Source organism: Ignavibacteriota bacterium, assembly GCA_016713565.1.
Classification (GTDB): domain Bacteria; phylum Bacteroidota; class Ignavibacteria; order Ignavibacteriales; family Melioribacteraceae.
The window spans coordinates 185,871-206,351 of the sequence record JADJOX010000005.1; the positions used below are offsets into that span (position 1 = coordinate 185,871).

General features: G+C 32.5%; 7 protein-coding genes and 4 pseudogenes. 2 read left to right on the forward strand and 9 right to left on the reverse strand.

The features are described from left to right. Positions 1 to 87: 87 nt before the first annotated feature. The 3 genes from IPK06_05475 to IPK06_05485 form a co-directional block, all read right to left on the reverse strand. Complete coding sequence (locus IPK06_05475) at positions 88 to 2,619, reverse strand: T9SS type A sorting domain-containing protein (protein MBK7979451.1); 2,532 nt, start codon at positions 2,617 to 2,619, stop codon at positions 88 to 90. 41 nt (positions 2,620 to 2,660) lie between these two features. Next, positions 2,661 to 5,621: a TonB-dependent receptor gene (locus IPK06_05480; protein MBK7979452.1), complete on the reverse strand. Its 2,961-nt coding sequence runs from the start codon at positions 5,619 to 5,621 to the stop codon at positions 2,661 to 2,663. A 179-nt stretch (positions 5,622 to 5,800) separates the two neighbouring features. Further along, positions 5,801 to 7,804, reverse strand: coding sequence for a glycosyl hydrolase family 2 (locus IPK06_05485; GenBank protein MBK7979453.1), 2,004 nt, complete (start codon positions 7,802 to 7,804; stop codon positions 5,801 to 5,803). Positions 7,805 to 8,281: 477 nt separating this feature from the next. Here IPK06_05485 and IPK06_05490 point away from each other — a divergent pair, with 477 nt between their 5' ends. Continuing rightward, complete coding sequence (locus IPK06_05490) at positions 8,282 to 9,664, forward strand: AGE family epimerase/isomerase (protein ID MBK7979454.1); 1,383 nt, start codon at positions 8,282 to 8,284, stop codon at positions 9,662 to 9,664. Between the two features lie 106 nt (positions 9,665 to 9,770). On the opposite strand, the pseudogene IPK06_05495 reads toward IPK06_05490, so the two are convergent. The 6 genes and pseudogenes from IPK06_05495 to IPK06_05520 form a co-directional block, all read right to left on the reverse strand. Then, positions 9,771 to 10,962: pseudogene (locus tag IPK06_05495) on the reverse strand (glycosidase). Next, positions 10,955 to 12,858: pseudogene (locus IPK06_05500) on the reverse strand (Na+:solute symporter). The pseudogenes IPK06_05495 and IPK06_05500 overlap by 8 nt, the downstream one beginning before the upstream one ends. Before the next feature lie 110 nt (positions 12,859 to 12,968). After that, on the reverse strand, positions 12,969 to 14,102 hold the full coding sequence (locus IPK06_05505) for a beta-mannosidase (protein MBK7979455.1): 1,134 nt from the start codon (positions 14,100 to 14,102) through the stop codon (positions 12,969 to 12,971). Between the two features lie 65 nt (positions 14,103 to 14,167). Beyond that, positions 14,168 to 15,166, reverse strand: coding sequence for an aldo/keto reductase (locus IPK06_05510; GenBank protein ID MBK7979456.1), 999 nt, complete (start codon positions 15,164 to 15,166; stop codon positions 14,168 to 14,170). Between the two features lie 25 nt (positions 15,167 to 15,191). Then, positions 15,192 to 16,184 (reverse strand): glycoside hydrolase family 130 protein, encoded by a 993-nt coding sequence (locus IPK06_05515; protein ID MBK7979457.1) that lies wholly within the window; start codon positions 16,182 to 16,184, stop codon positions 15,192 to 15,194. Between the two features lie 82 nt (positions 16,185 to 16,266). Continuing rightward, positions 16,267 to 17,681, reverse strand: a pseudogene (locus IPK06_05520) (MFS transporter). Positions 17,682 to 17,954: 273 nt separating this feature from the next. Between IPK06_05520 and IPK06_05525 the strand changes: the two are divergent. After that, a pseudogene (locus tag IPK06_05525) lies at positions 17,955 to 20,389 on the forward strand (glycosyl transferase). Positions 20,390 to 20,481: the final 92 nt, after the last annotated feature.

Sequence of the window (20,481 nt, forward strand, 5' to 3'; positions counted from 1 at the left end):
AATTTAACAAAATTTTTCTTTTAAAAATAAATAAGGTGATCAGCAATTTTACATGCTAATCACCTTTTTGTAACCTAGTGGGAGGCACTATTTCAATAGCATCATTTTCTTATAAAGTTTAACTTCACCAGCTTCTAAACCATAGAAATAAACACCTGAGCTCATGTTAATAGCATTAAAATTAACAACATGGGCGCCTGCTTTTAATGGTTTATTTAATAAAGTTGCTACTTTTTGACCTAAAACATTATATATATCTAATTTTACATTAGAAGCTTTTCCAATTGAAAAATTAATTTGTGTACTTGGGTTAAATGGATTAGGATAATTTTGCGATAGTTCATAACCTTGAGGCAGCAGATCATTTTCAATTCCAACTGCTATAGATTTCTTAATAAGCTGTACTAGATCTAAATTTACTCCCGTGCCAGATAAACCAATAGCGTGAGTACCGGCGGTTAACGGGAAAGCAGCCGATAGTCCAGATAAACCAACTGAATCGGCATCAAAATCATAATCAAAAGTAACTGCAGTAGAACCGTCAACTAAAACGTTTCCAGACGAAGCACCATCGTAATTTTGATAAAAAGCTTGAACAACATAATCACCGTCGGATGGAGCATTCAAATTCATCGTTGAACTTCCTCCATTTAAAGCAACAGATTTAAACCATTGAGGAGCCCAAGCAGCGCCTTCAAGAACCGGATTTGCAACTGAATATGCTGTTACATCTGCCCCTTTAAGTGTCAGAACAACATCAGTTGTTCCTGCTTTTCTAAGTTCAAATCCACCAAATTTATTATCACACCATGATGCTTTAATTTGAATAACATTTGTTCCAGCATTTAAAACCAAAGGTGTTAATGAAGGATTGTCGATAACTTCTTTGAGTTCTTCCTGTTTAACGAGCCACCAACCCCAGTTATTAATATCAAATCCCGCGTTTACAGTAGTATTTGCATCATCATTTCCAAATACATATTGTCCCCAACCTCTTGGATCATGAATTTCAAATCCATTTACAAAAAAGTTTACACCACTAGTTCCGCGTCCTTTTAAGTTAAGATATAAATTAATATCATATTGTCCAGCTTCGGCTACTTCAAATGTCCATTCAATAAATCCCGAATTCATTTCGTAATAAGATAAACCTTGAGCGGTTTTAACTTCAGCACCGTTTGCCACAGTTCCATCTTCAGCTTGTGCTTCGTCAACCAAGTCATAATTTATTACATCGCCTGCTAAACTTTCAATATAAGCAACATATTCATCATGATTTGCTTCCCAAATAGCTTTTGATTCAGGAAACCAATTTAAATCACCTAAAGGTAAGCCATTTGTACTCGCTGTCATTAAACTCGCATTAGTATATTTGAAGTTTTCTGGTAACGGCCAGCTAACGCATTCATAACACTCAACTCCATCAAAAACAGGAAGGTTCCAGAACCATTCGTGTGCTGGAGTATTACCAGCTCTCAAGTCCTGGATATTTTGAATCATGTTGGGATAATTTTCAGTGGTATTTGTCGGCATACCCGGATCAACCCACATTGTATCCAAAATTTTCATAGTTTCATATTTATCAATAAAATCTTCTTTAGCAGGAATTCCTATATATTTCCCAACTAACAAAGAATCGGCATAATATGAAGTTAATTCAGGAACTGTATACGCGGCAGTATTAGCGACCAAGAAACGTCTACCTTCTTCGGGTCCATACATAGAAGGTAAAGCAGATATATTAAAATATCCCGGGAAAGTGGCTCTCGGATCACGACCCGCGCTTGTATAATCTATATAACCTTCTGCGTGCCAAAATCCATTAATAATTATATTATTTGCTATATAAGCATCACGCCACCAACTAGCTTGAAGAATAATTCTTCCAACATTTACAAATGTATTGTGAACTATTCTAACATATTTCGCGGCTCCGCTTTCAATTTGAATTGCTGTAAAACCCAAATTAAAAAATGTACTATTCTCTACAACAACACTCTTTTGATCAGCCCATATAGAAACGCCTCTTCCTTCCCATTGCTGAGTACTTGGTCTTCCAATTAAATTTCTGAATTTACAATTTGTAATTGTAATATCATTTCCACTGTTTGTAAATGCGATCATTGCGAAGTTGCTTCTATCAAAAATACAATTGTCAAAAACAAAGGTACTGTTTGTTGCGTCTATCTGGAATGGCTGATAAGTTGTTTGTGTTCCGGTACCAGCAAATGCTCCCGTCATCCAAATATTTTTTAAGGTAATATCACTATATCCTCTAATAATACCATCAGTTGTAGAACCATCAGTCCTTGCAATCATCTGAATTACAGCAGGATTTTTTAATTCATCATTTGGATCAGGTTCTTCACCAATAATGCGAAGGTGAAACCCATTATTATCTATTCTTTCGGAATTCCAATAATATCCACCAGCGCGCAATATATAGACTCGATCTTCCGGTCTTTCAGTATCGTTAGTTATTGCATCATATAATGCATTAACTTTCACATCTCCATTTTCATCTGCCCATTCAACAATCAGTTCAGATTGGGCTTTCATATTTGAAAATAGGATTCCCAAAAAAAATGTCATCAAAATAATTTTGTACTTAATACTCATTTATTCCTCCAGTTTTTATATGTGATATTAGTTAATATCCTTTATAATTTAATTCTTACTCCAAAGTCGATTGTCAGCCCATAATATTCTATATATGTTGGATTACTTAATGTTCTGCCTCTAAAACTTTCATCCGGTCGTTCATTTAGGTTTGTAAAATTACAGAACAGTTGTAAATTCTCTAAAATTGATTGCTGTAATGTTAAATCCCATCTTGAATATTCTCCGGTAAATTGATCTAGTTCTTTTTTTAAGTCAATATATGCAACTTTATCAGTTTGATATAAGAATGAAAGTCTTGCCGAAAATCCCTTATAATCATAACCCAATGTAATATTTGCAATATGCGAAGGTTGATCCGGTAATCTGCTAGTTCTTACAGTATCAGCCAGATCCATATAATATCGAGGCGGTCCTCCTCCAGGTTTTCTTCTATCAGATTGCACTAAAGTAAATCTTTGTTTATCCATTTCAGAAAATATTCTTGTATAATTTATGTTGAGAACAACACCTTCTAAATATGGAACAAACCATAAATTAGTTTGCCAGTCTATTTCTAATCCGTTATAATAAGCAGGATTTTCATTATTGATATATGTGTCAGCTCCATATTGAACATTTTTTGTCCAATTACTTGGAATTCTAAATCCCTCAAGAAGTGGAATGTCTGCATTTATAGGATAATTATACTGAAAAATTAAATCTTTAATTGATTTATAAAATCCGGATAATGTTAAAAGGCCAATATGATTTTCATATACCGAAACTGAAAGATCATAATTTGTTGAAACTGATGGTCTTAATTTGGTATTGGCAGCCCGCATATAGTTATTGTATGAGTTTATTCTGGTTACGGGAGCGTACATATTAAAATCAGGTCTTGTTAAAGTTTGAGTATACGCTAGTCTAATTTTCAACCAATCATATGGTGTTGAAATTAAATGAATCATAGGAAGAAAGTAATCATTTTGTCTAATTGATGTAATAGTATCTAAATCGGCCGGCGGCGCAGGAGTATTATTTATTGTAACTTCTCTAAAAACATAAGCTGTATATTTTGAATAATCATTTTCAAATCTTACCCCTGGAATAAATGTAAATAAATTACCAAAATTAAATTCAGCCATAGCATAAGCAGCTTGATAATGTTCAACTCCTTCATAATCGTCGGCTAAACTTCCTATAGTTATTATGTCTAGCTGAGATCCGCTGCTATCTGTTACCATATTTAATGCATCATACATTCTATTCAACATTTTAAAATCTGCTTGAAAACCTAATGGAAACTTTTTATCTAAAAAATTATCCCTTGAATAGTTTGAAAGAAAATGTGAAATTGGCAAAACACCGTATTGATCTACCAATCCTTCAACATCCCATTCCGGAATTCTTTCACCAAGAACCGAAAGAAAATTATTTGGTCCATTTCCATTTCCATAGTAAAGACCATTTCTTCCAAATTGCTCTTGGTCATTTAACCTGTCCAACCATCTGAATTTTGCTCCTGTTTTGAAATAACCATTAACATCATTAGATATATTTATAGGTATTTGTATATTGAATTGAATTGTAGATTGGTTTTCGTTTCTATCAGTATCATATCTATATACATCCTGAATTCCTATTCGTGTAGAATCGTTTGTAGCAAGCTTAGATATTTCGGTAGGGTAAGTGTCAACCGTTATTGCTCCAACAAATGATCCCCCTTCTCTAACAAATGAAAATTCACGTTCGTTAGGCGCTGTTGTCTTCGATCCGCTTAATGATAAGCCAACGTCATATTTTACCCAATCAAAATCCTGTTCAGATCCAAAGGCGGCAGTGAAAATGTTTGTTTTTCCTCCATTATCTCTAAACGAAATGTAGTGACGGTTATCAGTCAAATTATAAGTCTGCTCTCTTCTTAACTGATCCCAGCTTAACTGGTTAAAAAATCCATTTATAGAAAGTCTGCCGTTTGGAATTCTATAATCCAAAACTACGCTTGCACCTAATCTATCTCTTATTGTATTTACATCTCTTGTTATAACATTACTTATAATATTTTCTGTTATTCCTTCTGGAGAATCTCTTCTTGTATAACTTCCTGAGTATTGATCAGCACTTCTGTTATATTGGTCGGCATTAAACCCTATAATAACCCCCAATTGATCTTCAAAAAATCTATTACTAATATTCCCATTTATATTATAATTTCCCCAATCATTTAACATTTTATTGTATCCACCTTGAGCATTAAGATTGGATTTAAAATTTGATGGGGCCTCTTTTAACCTTAAGTCTATTGTTCCGCCTAATGCATCTGCATCCATATCAGCGGTGTTAGCTTTTTTTACTTCAATACCAGCAAGCATATTTGATGAAATTAATGAAAGATCAACACTTCTATCTTCACCGCTGTTTGACGGCAAGCGAACACCATTTACAGTTACAGTATTATATTTTGGAGATAGTCCGCGAATTGAAACTTTATTTGCTTCTCCGCCGGAACGGCTAATTGAAACACCTGGTAATCTACCAATTGACTCTGCGGCATTAACATCAGGAAGTTCTTCAATGCGGCTTTTTGAAACAACATTTGATATAGTGTTCGAAGATAATTGCTGATTTATTGCTTGAATTTGTCCTTCAACTTGACCGGTTACAACAACAATTTCCCCTTCTATAACCTTATAATCAAGAATAATATTTAGATCTATTGTTTTATTTTCAACAATATTGATTTTAACTGTTTTGGGGTTATAGCCAATGTATGAAATTTCTAAAGTTTGGCTGCCGGAAGGAACATTTCTGATTATATAATTCCCTTCCATATCTGTAGCTGAGCCAATATTAGTTCCTTTAATTATTAAATTTGCTCCAAATAACGCCTCTTTTGTGCTTCCATCAAAAACTTTGCCCTTCAATGCACCGCTCTGTGAAAAGATATTTGAATGAGTTAAAACGAAAAGAAATATTAACAAACTTATGTTGTTCTTTTTTATAATACCACTAAATATCATTTTACCCTCACAGCTTAAATACAAATTTTTTCAGAGTTTATAGTAATGTATCTTTCATAAATAATGCCAAAAATATTTTTTTGTTAATAACTAAATAACGCATTTTAATGTTTTTCTAATTTATTAAACTGATAAAGTTTATTATAAAGATAAAGTTTGATCAGATCTTCAAATTTATTTTATTTCACCCAGTCATCTGTTCTAAATGATGATGCCGGTAAACCTTCATTATTGAACAATGTTGCTTGCGCATTGTTATGCCATGCATATCTAACCGCTAATGGATTTTTAATTTTATCGCACCAAACAATTAATTTATTATTTTCAATTTTGGATTTTGCATTAACAAATTTTCTGCTTTCGTCCGCAATTAGAAATTGATTTTTACCTTCTTTAATATTTAAGCCGCTTCCTGTATTATCAAATTCAATTTCGATTTTACCATTACTTATTGAATATGATTTGAATAAAGGTCCGCTGTAAATTATATTTTTATCATACTGTTTATTCAATGCCCAGAACGCTAATCTTTCGCCTACATCTTTTTTATCCGCCGGATGAATATTTGTTGTATCGCCGATATCAAGTGTAACTGCCATACCCGTATTGCCAAGCGACAAAGTTTTTCTTTGCGCGTCTCTTAAGAATTCGGATTTTGTATTTTCACCGTAATTATATGGCGCAATCTGAGTATAATAAAACGGAAAATTATCGCTAAATGATAATCTCCAGTTTGTAATCATTGTTGGGAAAAGTGTTTCGTATAATTGCGGGTTTCCAGCGTTTGATTCTCCTTGATACCAAATAACTCCTTTTATTTTATACGGAACTAAAGGATTTATCATTGCATTATATAATACTGTTGGAGTGTTTGCGCTTAACTGCAAAGGAAGTTTCGGTCTGCTGTTAAAGGTTTCTGAATTAGAACCGTAAACAAAATATGTCATTCCTTTAAACTCAGCTACGGGCAAATATTTCCATTCACCTGCAATAGATAATGCCGAGTTATTTTCCAAATTAACTAATTTCAATTCATCTTTATTTCCGTATATTCCTCCGCCGCCCCTTGTATCATTTACTCTAACCGCAATTAAAATATTTTTAGAATTATTTACACTTGACGAAATTTTATATATTCTTTTGGTCTGATAATTTCCGTCTTTTTCAATTGCGCCGACTTTTACACCATTTACAAATGTAATGTCAAAATCATCAATCGGTCCCAACTCTATTTGTAAATCCTTGTTCAGCCAATCATTCGGTAATTCTATATTTTTTCTAAACCAAATAGCTCCGTCAAATTCACCAAGATCGGTACTTTCCCATAGATTTGGAAGTTCCATTATTTCCCAACCTTTATCATTCAGATTTATTTTACTACAGTCATCATCATCAAATTCCAAATTTGACCAAATGTCATCTCCAACTTTCTTACTCATATCTATTTTTTTAAATTGACTTAGCCATTTACTCAATTCAATTGCTATTGGTCCGCTTTCTTTTATTTTTTTTTGTATTCCTTCAAATTCCGGAATTTTAGATATAAATTCTTGACTTGTCCAAGCTTCTGCAAGTGTTCCTCCCCAGCTAGAATGAATTAGACCTATGGGAACATCTAATTCTTTATTTAATTTTTTTCCAAAAAAATATGCTGTCGCGCTAAATGTTTTTGAAGTTGTTGGATTGCATTCTACCCATTCACCGGTGCAATTGTCTTTAGGACTAACAGAGAAATCTCTGGAAACAGTAAAAAATCTTATGTTATTATTTTTTGAATTAGCTATTTCATTAGATGAGTTTAAAATTATATCTCTAGGCGGCCAACCTTCAAGCGGCATTTCCATATTTGACTGTCCAGAACATAACCAAACTTCTCCTATTAAAATATTAGTTAATTCAATTTTATTTTTATTGCTTGTAATTTTAATGCTGAACGGTCCGCCTGCATTCGGAGTTTTAATTTTTACTTCCCAAAGTGAATCTGTGCCAACTTTACACCTAACATTCTCTCCCCAGCCCGCGTTTATTTCTATTTCAGTATTGGGAACTCCTTTTCCCCAAAGCGGCGCTTCACTTTTCTGCTGAAGGACCATATTACTGCCAATTATTGAAGGTAATTTTATTTGGCAGAAAATTGAATTGACTAAAATCGCAAACACAAAGAGAAATAATTTTGATTTCATTTTTAACTCACATTTTGTTAATAATCATTTGTTAATAATATACTTTATTTTGTTTCTTGTTATGTCAATAATCTAAAAATTATAACCAATATTAACAATAACAATGAGACCAAAACAAAGAACTTACTATTAACTCTGACATGATATTTTTCCCTAGTTTGCATTTATTCAACAATATTTTAATCCGGAATGTAATTTTTGCTCTTAATTGATAAAAATTTCTGTTGATGCTTTAATACTATTTTCCAAAGTACAAACTAAGTGCCAACAAGAATTATTTTAACAGCATCTTGATTTTAGAAATGCGTGAGGTTTTACTTGGAATTTACTTATAATATAAACTACTTTGCTTATCATTTTAATAAAAATCTATCAGATTGATAACTTAAAAATTCTCGCGATGTTAATTTAACCTATGTTTATTGATATAACTTTAGCATAATTTTTGAATGAATATTATCAAATTTTCGAGCACTTATGGACCTTAAAAATACTCTTAATGAAATGACTTTCCAGCTTAAAAACAATTTATTGGATAAATGGTATCCTAAAGTTGTTGATAATGAAAACGGCGGATATTTTACAAATCTTTCATATGATTTTAAACTTGAAGATTCTCAAGATAAAATGATTGTTACTCAAGCAAGAAATATTTGGACACTATCAAAATCTGCAAATTTTGTTGATACAAATAACTATGTAAATTACGCAATGCACGGATTTGATTTTCTTCAAAATAAAATGTGGGATAAATTAAATGGCGGTTTTTACCAAATCAGAAACAGAGAAGGCAAATATACTGAAACGGAAGGCTGGAAAAATGAAAAAAGAATTTACGGAAACGCATATGGTTTATTTGCTTTAGCATCACTTTATAAAATTTCAAAAAATCAGAAAGTGCTGGATTTTGCTAAACAAATTTTTTATTGGATTGATACGTTCGCACATGATGAAAAGAATGGCGGATATTTTCAATTTTTGACGGAAGATTGTAAAATTTTCGATAAGGAAAGTGACTACGTTACTAATGCAAATGACAAAATGGAAGTTGGTTATAAAGATCAAAATTCTTCAATTCATCTGCTAGAAGCTTTTACGGAATTTTTCGGAGTTTATGATTCCAATTTACTCAAAGAACGTTTAACTGAGATGTTACTATTAATTCGTGATGTAATAACCACCGATAAAGGATATTTACAATTATTTTTTGATCAAAAATGGAATCCGATCTCATTTAAAGATCATTCGGAAGAAATGCTCAAGCAAAATTACAAATTAGATCATGTATCTTTCGGGCATGATTATGAAACCGCATTTTTAATGTTGGAAGCTTCTTTTAAATTGGGAATAGAAAACGATCTTAAGACTTTAAGAATTGCTAAAAAAATGGTTGATCATGCATTGGAAAACGGATGGGATAATGAAAAAGGCGGATTTTTTGACGGAGGATACTATTTCAATGATAACGAAAAATGTAAAATAATAATGAATACAAAAACGTGGTGGGCTCAGGCTGAAGCGTTAAATATTTATTTAATTATGGCTCAGATTTTTCCAAATGAAAATAAATATATTGAAACATTTATCAATGAATGGAACTACATTAAGGAATTTATTATTGATAAAGAATACGGCGACTGGTATTGGGGCGGAATAGATATTGAACCTTATCAAAAAACGAAACCAAAAGGTAGAATTTGGAAAGGGACCTATCACAATGGAAGAGCTTTAATGAACTGCATAACAATTTTATCCAATCAGGACTTTCAAATCTATAAAGTAAGTGAAGGATTTAGAAAAAATAAAATCGAAATGAATGGATTTATTGATCACTGGAAAAAAACCGCTGAATTATTATAAAACTTTTCAGCTTATTGGAAATAAATCAAGGTAATTAAATGCTGATTGCTTTCAATAATTTACAAGAATTAAAGTGTAGTCTAAAATAAATTATTTTAATTGAAGATTATTTTTTTCTTTTTAACAGCTTAAGATTTTTATCAATTAGTTTTTTCCTAATTTGAACCGAAGCATAACTTCTTAGTTCATCTTTTGGAGTATTTAAAACATAATCCAATAATATTTCAACCGATGAAACCGCAACGTGCAAACGAGTATCCGATGAAGCATAATAAATAAAAACATCTCCATTTTCTTTTGCGACCCAGCCATTACTGAAAACAACATTTGAAACATCACCGATTCTTTCTTTTTTAACAGGCGCTAAAAAATATCCTCCCGGAGACGCTATAACTTTTTCCGGATTATTAAGTTCGGTCAAGAATAAGTATAATACATATCTTAATCCGGCTGCAGTATTTCTAACTCCATGCGCAAGCTGAAGCCAGCCTTTTTTGGTTTTAATCGGCGCAGGACCTAAACCGTTTTTAATTTCTTTAATCGTATGATATTGTCTATCGTCAACTATAATTTCATTGTCAATTATTGACTTTTCAATATTTGAGCAAACTCCCCATCCTATTCCTCCACCGCTACCCGTTTCAATAAATCCATCTTGCGGGCGAGTATAAAACGCGTATTTTTTTTTCAATAAATTCAGGATGTAAAACTACATTTCTCTGTTGAGGTGATTTTGTTTTTAAATCGGGTAATCTCTCCCATTTAACAAGATCTTTTGTTCTTACAATGCCGCATTGTGCAATCGCACTTGAAGTATCGCTTGCATTTGCATTATTATCTTTTCTTTCGGTGCAAAATAATCCGTAGATCCAGCCGTCTTCATGTTTAACCAATCTCATATCGTAAACATTTATATCAGGATTTTCAGTTTCGGGCAAATCAATCGGGTAATCCCAAAATTTAAAATTATCTATTCCATTCTTTGATTCGGCAATCGCGAAAAATGATTTTCTGTCATTTCCTTCAACTCTTACGCATAGAATTATTTTTCCATTGAACTCAATTGCGCCGGCATTAAATGCCGCGTTAACGCCAATCCTTTCTAATAAAAAAGGATTAGTCTTGTAATTAAAATCGTATTTCCAAAAAGGCGGAATATGATCTGAGGTTAAAATAGGATTTTTAAAACGTTTGAATATTCCATTACCTGATTTTAATTCGGTATTTTTTAATTTTATTAATTTGTTATATTCATCAAAAATTACGGCAGTCTTTTTATCAAACTTTAATTTATTCATTTTCGCCATATGATTTTTCTAAATTGTTCCACCAATTAAATTTTAAGATAATAGAAGTTATAACTAAAATCACTAAAGCAATCATTAAAGAGTTGTATTCTCTAATCACAAGAAATACCGGGAAAGCCATTAACGTAATTTGCCAAATTATTCCAACAAATATGTTTGAAATATCTCTTTTAAAATTCTTGTTTGGCTCAAAATTCGGATCTAAAAGTTTAACTTTTTGTAATACAGGATTCCAAAAACCCCAAGGTTTAACCCTTTTGTAAAACTTTATTAATACTTCATCGCTTTCCGGTTTAGTATATAAAGTAGCAATTAAACAAGCAAGAACTGAAACAATAAAAATAATCGGGAACGAATTCATATTTGGATTATTGTGCAATGGGAAATTATCTAGCCAAGGAATTAATTTAAGATTTTCCAGCAATGTTAATACCAATGAAGAAATAATTCCTGAAAACATTCCCCAAAAATATCCAAATCCGTTGAATCGCCACCAATACCATTTAAGAATATTTGCAGCGGTATAACTTCCCCAAAGCGAAGCGACAATCCATAAAACAATTTGATTCAATGATTCGACAAAGAAGCCAATTGTTATTCCAACAATTACAACTCCGGCAGAAGCAATATAACTCATTGTTACATATTTTTTTGCGGAGGCATTTGGATTTATATAACGTTTATATATATCATTAACAATATATGCGGGAGCGGCATTTACAGTCGCGGCAAAATTGCTCATGAATGCGGCTATAAATCCAGTCATTAGTAATCCAAGTAACCCAACGGGAACATATTTGGCAAGAACTTCAGGAAGTATCGCTTCAAAATCCGGTGAAGAAACCGAACTTTTATAAAGCGCGTCAAAATTTGTTAATGCCAAAACTGTCAGTCCGGTAACTAAAAAATATCTAACAGGATTTAAAACAATACTTACGAGTGAATTCATTTTTGCTGCTTCAACAGGACTTCTTGTAGATAAAATTCTCTGCATATCGTAGTTTGGAGCCGGACCGGCTGCAGCGACTAAAATTCCCTTAAACAACATCATTCCAAAAAACAAACCGAACATTGAATATCCATCGGTATCAATCCAATTGTTAAACGCTGAAACTTTCGTGGCCAAAGATGAAGTGACTGTGCTCCAATCTAAGTTTAACCCGGAATCAAAGAAAATATTTGTCCAGCCATTTGGAATTACGCTTCTAATCATTTCCGGTGAAACATTATACATTGCGATAATTCCTATCGCAATTGATGAAATGGTAAGGATGCCGTATTGAATAACTTCAGTAAAGACAACGCTGAACATTCCACCTTTAACAACATATAAAGTTGTTATTGCCATTAAAATCAGCGCGTACAAATTTGTATTTATCTGTGGATATTGAAGCAATAAATTAGGATCAGTTACTAGCGGAGGCAGAAACGCCGAGGCAAATTTTCCAATACCTTTAAATCCGTATGATAAAAATCCAATAACGCTTATTAGCGCAAAAATTACCACAATTATATGAGAAAGTGTAGCTCCTTTTCCATTGCCGAATCTTGTGTTAATCCATTCGGCACCCGTCATTACATTTGACTTTCTTAACCATGGCGATAAATAAACCATAAGGAATATTTGATTAAAGACCGGCCAAAGCCAAGGTATCCAAATACTTTTCAAACCGTAAACGGAAAGCCAATAAACTAAAAGCATTGTTCCGGCAATATCAAACATCCCCGAAGCGTCGGAAACGCCAAGAAACCACCATTTAATTGTATTGCCTCCAAGAAAATAATGGTTAATATTTTTGGATGCTTTTTAGATAAATAAATGCCAAGGAAAATAGTTGAGATTAAATAAATAATTATAATCGAAAGGTCAACAACACTTAACTGCATCTTCGGTTCCATTTAGGTTTGCTGTAAAATTTCAAAAATGATGCCATTAATAAATTTAAAAATTTAACTAAATAGAAAAGTATTTCAAGACTTTAATAAATTGCTTTTTATCATTTTGATAAAACCATATCAATATTGAAAATATCCGATAATTCATCCGCAAAAATTATCTTTGGATCATTTTTAAATTCAATGAAATTCTGAGAACACGGATGATTCTTAAATGGCGCGTAAAAATGATTTATATACGCGTTTCTCCATACCATTACAAAAGAAACATTTACACTGTCACTTTTAAGAACCTTCAGTAATTTTTCTGTCCACCATTTATTATTGGGAATTTTTTCCAATCCGGTTTCGGTAAACGCCGCGATTTTATTTTTTTCTCTTGCAATTTTTGTAATCAATTTTAATTTTTTAACAACCGCATCGGTTCCTTCTCCAAGGTCAGTAAAATCCCAATAATTATCCATTCCAATCAAATCAACAAAATCATCGCCAGGGAATCGTTCCAAAAATTCAGTATAATTGGTAAAGGTACAATCAGGTGAAAACGCGTAAATAATATTATTAACATTTAACGTATCTCTAAGATATGTAATTGTGAACCGCCATAAGTTAATAAATTCTTCAGGCGTGCAAAAATGTTCACCCCACCAAAACCAGCTTCCGTCAAATTCATGAAATGGTCTAAAAATAATTGGTATCAATTTTCCATCTTTGCCAATTAAGTGTTTTGAAAAGTAAGCGATTCGTTTAAGCTCATTTTTATAAACATCGTGGTGACTTCCGCCGGGTAAAATATGTTTTACCACAATTGTAGTATCATAAAAACTTCCGCCGGTTACCAAATTGTCTAAATGCCAGGCAAAAATATTAATTAGTCCGTTATTATAGGCATTTACCGCATGATCTTTTAACCAATCAGGGTTATTATTTTTTTGATAATTTAAATCTGCAAAATCCCAGCCAACAATTCCGGGATAACTTCCCGTAACGTCTTTAATATCCGATCTATCCTTATCATCCCGCCATCCAATTCCGTAAGCTGTTGAATGATGATGTCCGAAGATTACCGTTGAATCCGGATTCTTCAGCAAATTATAAAATAGCGCAATTGTTCCGAATGTTGCGTTTGTATCAATGAGTTTTGCGTCTAATTTTTCTTGAATTATTTTGCTTTCATTTTGATAGGTACAAGCAGCAATAAAAAACGGAATCAGTAAAAGTACTTTATATTTCATTAATTTTAGAAAATTTAGAGTTTTAAAATTTATATTCATTAATCAAAACATGGTAGAAAACGAAATTAGTTGTTTCGCCAATCAAAATCATGTTCGGGTTTGTTGTCCAAAATAGTTTCTATTTTTTCTAATATTTCATTATCAAGAAGTTCAACAATATTTAATGAGTTCATATTTGTTTTTACTTGTTCCGGTTTTGAAGCGCCAGTTATTACCGTACTAACATTTTTATTTAGCAAGCACCATGCAATTGCCATTTCTGAAATTGAGCAATTAATTTCCTTTGCTATTTTCTCTAATTCAATTACTTTTTTAATTTGATGTTTACCGTTCTCACTTTCAAATCTTTCTTTTAACCATTCATATCCATTTAATGATAATCTTGAATTTTTTGGAATTCCGTTATTATATTTTCCGGTTAATATTCCGCTTGCAAGTGGACTCCAAATTGTTGTGCCTAATCCAATTTTAGTATATAGGTCGGCAAATTCTTTTTCAACTTTGTCTCTTACGAACATATTATATTGAGGCTGTTCCATAACGGGTGGAATTAAATGTTCTCTCCTGGCAATTTCATAAGCTTCCATCAATTGAACCGCTGTCCATTCGCTTGTACCCCAATAAAAAGCTTTACCTTGATTAATCAGCACATTCATAGCCCTAACAGTTTCTTCAATCGGCGTATAAAAATCGGGACGATGACAAAATAATAGATCAACATATTCAGTCTGCATTCTTTTTAATGACGCATTAGTTCCTTCTATAGTATGCTTAAACGATAATCCTCTGTCATTTGGTCCTCTTCCGCCCCAAAATATTTTAGTTGATAAAACTAAATCTGATCTTTTCCAACCGAAATCTTTAATTATTTCTCCCATCATTGATTCTGATTTACCGGCTGCGTAACCTTCGGCATTATCAAAAAAATTAACGCCGAAATCATATGCCGTCTTCATACAATTTGAAGCGACTTTTTTGTCGACTTGTTCACTAAAAGTGACCCATGAACCAAAGGAAAGTGCTGAAACTTTTAACCCTGTTTTACCTAGAAATCTATATTCCATTTTTGTCTCAATTTTAAATTATTATTTAAACAACTTCCGAGTTTTTTTTAATATAATCTATTAGTTCATTAACTTGAGCAAATGCAATGGCTGTATATGTATCGGCAGCACCGTAATAAATTGCGATTCTTCCGGTTTGTGCGTCATATAAATTAGCGCATGGAAAAACCACATTCTGTACAAAACCGATTGTTTCATAATCCTTTTCGGGAGTTAATAAATAGTCCCTTGTTCTATACAAAACCTTATTTGGAATTTCCAAATCCAGAATTACAGCGCCAAAACTGTATACAAATCCATTACACGTATTTGAAACGCCGTGATAAAATAATAACCAGCCTTCCGTTGTTTCAATTGGAATCGGACCCGCTCCAATTTTTGTACCTTGCCACCAGCCTTGTCCGCCTTTTCCCATCACGTGTTTATGTTTTCCCCAATAAATTAAATCCGGACTTTCACTTATATAAATATCTCCAAATGGAGTATGTCCCGTATCGCTTGGTCTGCTTAACAGATAATATTTTCCGTTTATTTTTCTTGGAAATAAAACACCGTTTCTGTTATAAGGTAATAATGGATTTGGCATTCTGACAAAAGTTTTAAAATCTGTTGTTCTTCCAAGTCCGATTGATGGGCCTTTCATATCATCACACCAAGTTATATAATAAGTACCATCTATATTTACAACTCTTGGATCGTAAGCATAACTTGTCGGATTCGGACTTCCATTTTCAACTATCCAATTTATCGGTTCCGTGTTCAAATCTATTTTAATTCCGTCTTCACTTGTTCCTGCAAATAAAGTTGCTCTGCCATTTTTTTTATCTGCTCTAAAAACTCCGGCAAATTTTTCATTATAAGGAACGATTGCACTGTTATATACTCTTGCTGCTTTCGGAATTGGATTCCAGCCTAAAATCGGATTTCCGGAAAACCTCCAAACAAAATCAGCGCAGTTTTTTGGTTTATCTTCCCAAGGAATATTTGGAAGTGAATTTCCAATAATAATCTTATCCATGTTTGACCACTTTTATAATAATTGCCAATAAATTATCATGTGATTATATTTTATATAGACTATAAAAAATCTAAAAAAAATTCTAATTTGCTGAAAACTGATTCTCTGCTAATTGTCTTCTTTGTATAAGTTCAGTTTCAATTTCATGAACTTTTTTCTCATCAAGCGGATAAAACATGAAACTTATAATTGCCAAAACACCAAACGCTGCCGGAATTAAGCTAAACAATAAAATTAAACCATCAATGCTTTCTTGCGATTGTACTTGATTTGGTTCAAACCCGACTTGAGCCATTAAAGTTAGAGCGGCAAAAGAACCTACAGCCCAGCCGAATTTCTGCGACATTGTTGACGCAGAGAATACCAAGCCGGTTGTCCTTCTTCCTCGTTTCCATTCATTGTAATCAGCAGTATCAGCATACATCGCCCAAACTAGCACGCTTAAAGGACCGCCTGTAAATGAACCGATAATTTGTAAAAAGAATATCAAACCTAATTGTTCGGGTCTGCAAAAATAAAATCCAGCTGTTCCAATAACTGCAATAACAAAGTAAAGAAAAATGTTCTTTTCTTTCCCAATTTATTTGAAACGTAACTAACAGCCAATACACCGAGAAATGAAGAAAATTGTCCAATTGTATTGAACACAGATGTTATTGCGTTAAAGTCATAAGATGCTTTTTCCATAAACGGCAGATCAACTTCTTGCGTACCAACAAAATATTTGAAATAATGTACTGTTACGCTGCTTCTTACGGCAACAAAAAGTATAAACATTATTGTTGTAACTAAAAGTATCAACCAAGGTTTGTTTGTAACCAATTCGTAAAAATCTTGCTTAATAGAAGATTTCTGATTTTTGGGCGGCTGAACTCTTTCCTTGGTGCCGAAAAATGTAATTAAGAAAAATACAATTGCCGCAATTCCGTAAATAATAAAAGCAGATTGCCAACCTTTAGCATCATTTCCATCACCTAGAATTTGAACCAAAGGCAAAAGTGTTGCAGAAACAATAATGCCGGCAGAAAACGCAAATAAGAATTTAAATGAGGAAACTGAAGTTCTTTCGTTTGAGTTGGGAGTTATTACACCTAACAACGCTGTATAAGGTATGTTAATTGCGGTATATAACATCATGATCAAAAAGAAAGTTATATAAGCCCAAGTAATTTTTCCGCCTTCGTCAAGATCCGGTACTGTAAATGCTAGAACTCCAGCAACAGCAAACGGAATACATATCCACAATAAGTAAGGCCTGAAATGTCCCCATTTTGTATTTGTTCTATCAGCAATAATGCCCATCATTGGATCGTTAATTCCATCCCAAATTCTGCTTAATAAAAACATTGTTGCGACCGTAGCAGCGGGAATTAAAAATACATCTGTATAAAAATAAGTTAGGTACAGCATAAAGGTTTGCCAATACAGAACTGAAGCCAGATCTCCAAATCCATACGCAAATTTTTCTTTAAATCTTAATTTTCCACTTTCATTCATGATATCTCTGACGTTTTGTTTTTGGAATAATTATTGCAATTCAGATCAAAGAGATTTTGGTTTTATTGACATATAAAAAAGTAATTACTAATTATTTCAAAATTCGTACCACGTATTTTAATTCAAATAACACGAATTTTTATATGTCACTGAGGCAAATATCTTGACCAATGAATTTTACAATCATAAAGATACAATTTACTTTTATTCTTATGATATATAATTATCAAACTGATAAAATAATTTAATAATAATTTTTCTTAAGGACTAAATATGAAATATGGTTTTTTTGACGATGAAAAAAGAGAATACGTTATTACAAATTATAAGACACCTTATCCTTGGATAAATTATTTGGGTAATGATAACTTTTTTTCTTTAATATCAAATACTTCTGGCGGCTATAGTTTTTATAAAGATGCTTTACTAAGAAGAATAACAAGGTTTAGATACAATAATGTTCCTATTGATAATGGTGGAAAATACTTTTACGTAAAAGATGAAAATGATTTTTGGTCTCCCGGCTGGAAACCGGTCAAATCCGAAATTGATAATTACTCGTGCAGACACGGATTAGGTTATTCTATTATTAAAGGAACAAGGAATTTTATTCAAACAGAAATTTTGTTTTTTGTCCCCTTGCAAAAAAATTGTGAAATACAAAAAGTTAAACTTTCCAATCTAAGCAACAAACCTAAATCAATAAAATTATTTTCATTTATAGAATTTGCTCTTTGGAACGCGCAGGATGATCAAACCAATTTCCAAAGAAATTTTTCTACAGGTGAAGTGGAAGTTAAGGACTCAGTTATTTATCATAAAACCGAATATAAAGAAAGAAGAAACCATTATGCGTTTTACTCAGTAAATTCTGAAATAAATGGATTTGATACTGACAGAGACTCATTTTTTGGATTATATAATGGATTTGATGAACCGGATGCGGTTGTTCAAGGTATGTCAAGAAATTCAATAGCGCATGGCTGGTCAACGATTGCTTCACACCAAATTGATGTATCTCTTAAGCCAAATGAAGAGAAAGAATTTATTTTCATACTGGGATATGTTGAAAATGAAGAAGACAGAAAGTGGGAATCAAAAGGAATTGTTAATAAAGAAAAAGCGGTTCAACTAATAAATGAATTTTCAAATCCTGCTTCGGTTAATACCGCTTTAGAGAATTTGAATAATTACTGGAATTCGCTTTTATCAATTTATCAAATTAAAAGTAATGATGAAAAATTAGATCGAATGGTTAATATTTGGAATCAGTATCAATGTATGATCACTTTCAATATGTCCAGAAGCGCTTCATATTTTGAAAGCGGAATTGGAAGAGGAATGGGATTCAGAGATTCCAATCAAGATTTGATCGGATTCGTACATCAAATTCCGGATAAAGCTCGTGAAAGAATATTAGATATTGCCGCGACTCAATTCGAAGATGGCGGCGCTTATCATCAATATCAGCCATTGACAAAAAAAGGGAATAACACAATTGGCGGTAATTTTAATGACGATCCTCTTTGGCTTATTTTATCAACAACAACTTATATCAAAGAAACCGGAGATTGGTCAATTTTACATGAACAAGTTCCATTTGATAATGATGAAACAAAATCTCAAATTTTATTTGAACATTTGAAAAGGTCGTTTTATCACGTCGTAAATAATTTGGGTCCGCATAAACTTCCATTGATTGGCAGAGCCGACTGGAATGATTGCCTGAATTTAAATTGCTTTTCTAAAAATCCAGATGAGTCATTTCAAACGACAGAAAATAAAAGAGGCGGTGCCGCGGAATCAATATTTATAGCGGGAATGTTTGTGCTTTATGGTAATGAATTTGTTGAGCTTTGCCGGCAAATTAATAAAACAGATGAAGCTGAAAAAGCATTAGTCCATATTAAAGATATGAAAAATGCTATTGATAAATTCGGCTGGGATGGAGACTGGTTTTTACGAGCTTATGATTTTTATGGCGAAAAAATCGGTAGTAAAGAAAATGAAGAAGGTAAAATATTTATTGAGACGCAGGGAATTTGTACGATGGCGGAAATTGGGAAAGATGACGGTCGTGCAAAAATCGCGTTAGATTCTGTAAAAAATATTTAGACTGTGAATACGGAATTGTGCTAAATAATCCGGCATTTACAAAATATCATATTAACATGGGTGAAATTTCTACTTATCCCGCCGGTTATAAAGAAAACGCCGGTATTTTTTGTCATAATAATCCTTGGATAATAATTGGTGAAACGATTTTAGGAAATGGAAACAGAGCATTTGAATATTATAAGAAAATTGCACCTTCATATTTGGAAAACATAAGTGATTTGCACAAAACAGAGCCTTACGTTTATTCTCAGATGATTGCGGGAAAAGACGCACATAAACCAGGAGAAGCTAAAAATTCTTGGTTAACGGGAACGGCCGCTTGGAATTATTATGCTTTAACACAATATATTTTGGGAATTCAGCCGCAGTATAACGGATTGAAAATTGATCCGTGTATTCCAAATGATTGGGATGGATTTAAGATTCAAAGAAAATTCAGAAACTCGATTTACAATATCGATATTAAAAATCCGAATCATGTTTCAAAAGGCATTGTTCATATTTTATTAAATGCTAAAATTATTGAAGGAAATGTTATCCCAATTATGGAAAAAGGAAGTGAAAATTTTATTGAAGTAATAATGAGTTAACATATAATTTATGAAATTATTTCTGCTCGTCAAGCTGTTACAAAGACTTTTGGGATCAGCAACTTAAATCTCGAAACAAGTTCGGCACGACA

Coding starts and splice junctions, on each gene's coding strand:
- IPK06_05475 (MBK7979451.1), bottom strand. CDS start 2,619: ATGAGTATTAAGTACAAAATTATTTTGATGACATTTTTTTTGGGAATC.
- IPK06_05480 (MBK7979452.1), bottom strand. CDS start 5,621: ATGATATTTAGTGGTATTATAAAAAAGAACAACATAAGTTTGTTAATA.
- IPK06_05485 (MBK7979453.1), bottom strand. CDS start 7,804: ATGAAATCAAAATTATTTCTCTTTGTGTTTGCGATTTTAGTCAATTCA.
- IPK06_05490 (MBK7979454.1), top strand. CDS start 8,282: ATGGACCTTAAAAATACTCTTAATGAAATGACTTTCCAGCTTAAAAAC.
- IPK06_05505 (MBK7979455.1), bottom strand. CDS start 14,102: ATGAAATATAAAGTACTTTTACTGATTCCGTTTTTTATTGCTGCTTGT.
- IPK06_05510 (MBK7979456.1), bottom strand. CDS start 15,166: ATGGAATATAGATTTCTAGGTAAAACAGGGTTAAAAGTTTCAGCACTT.
- IPK06_05515 (MBK7979457.1), bottom strand. CDS start 16,184: ATGGATAAGATTATTATTGGAAATTCACTTCCAAATATTCCTTGGGAA.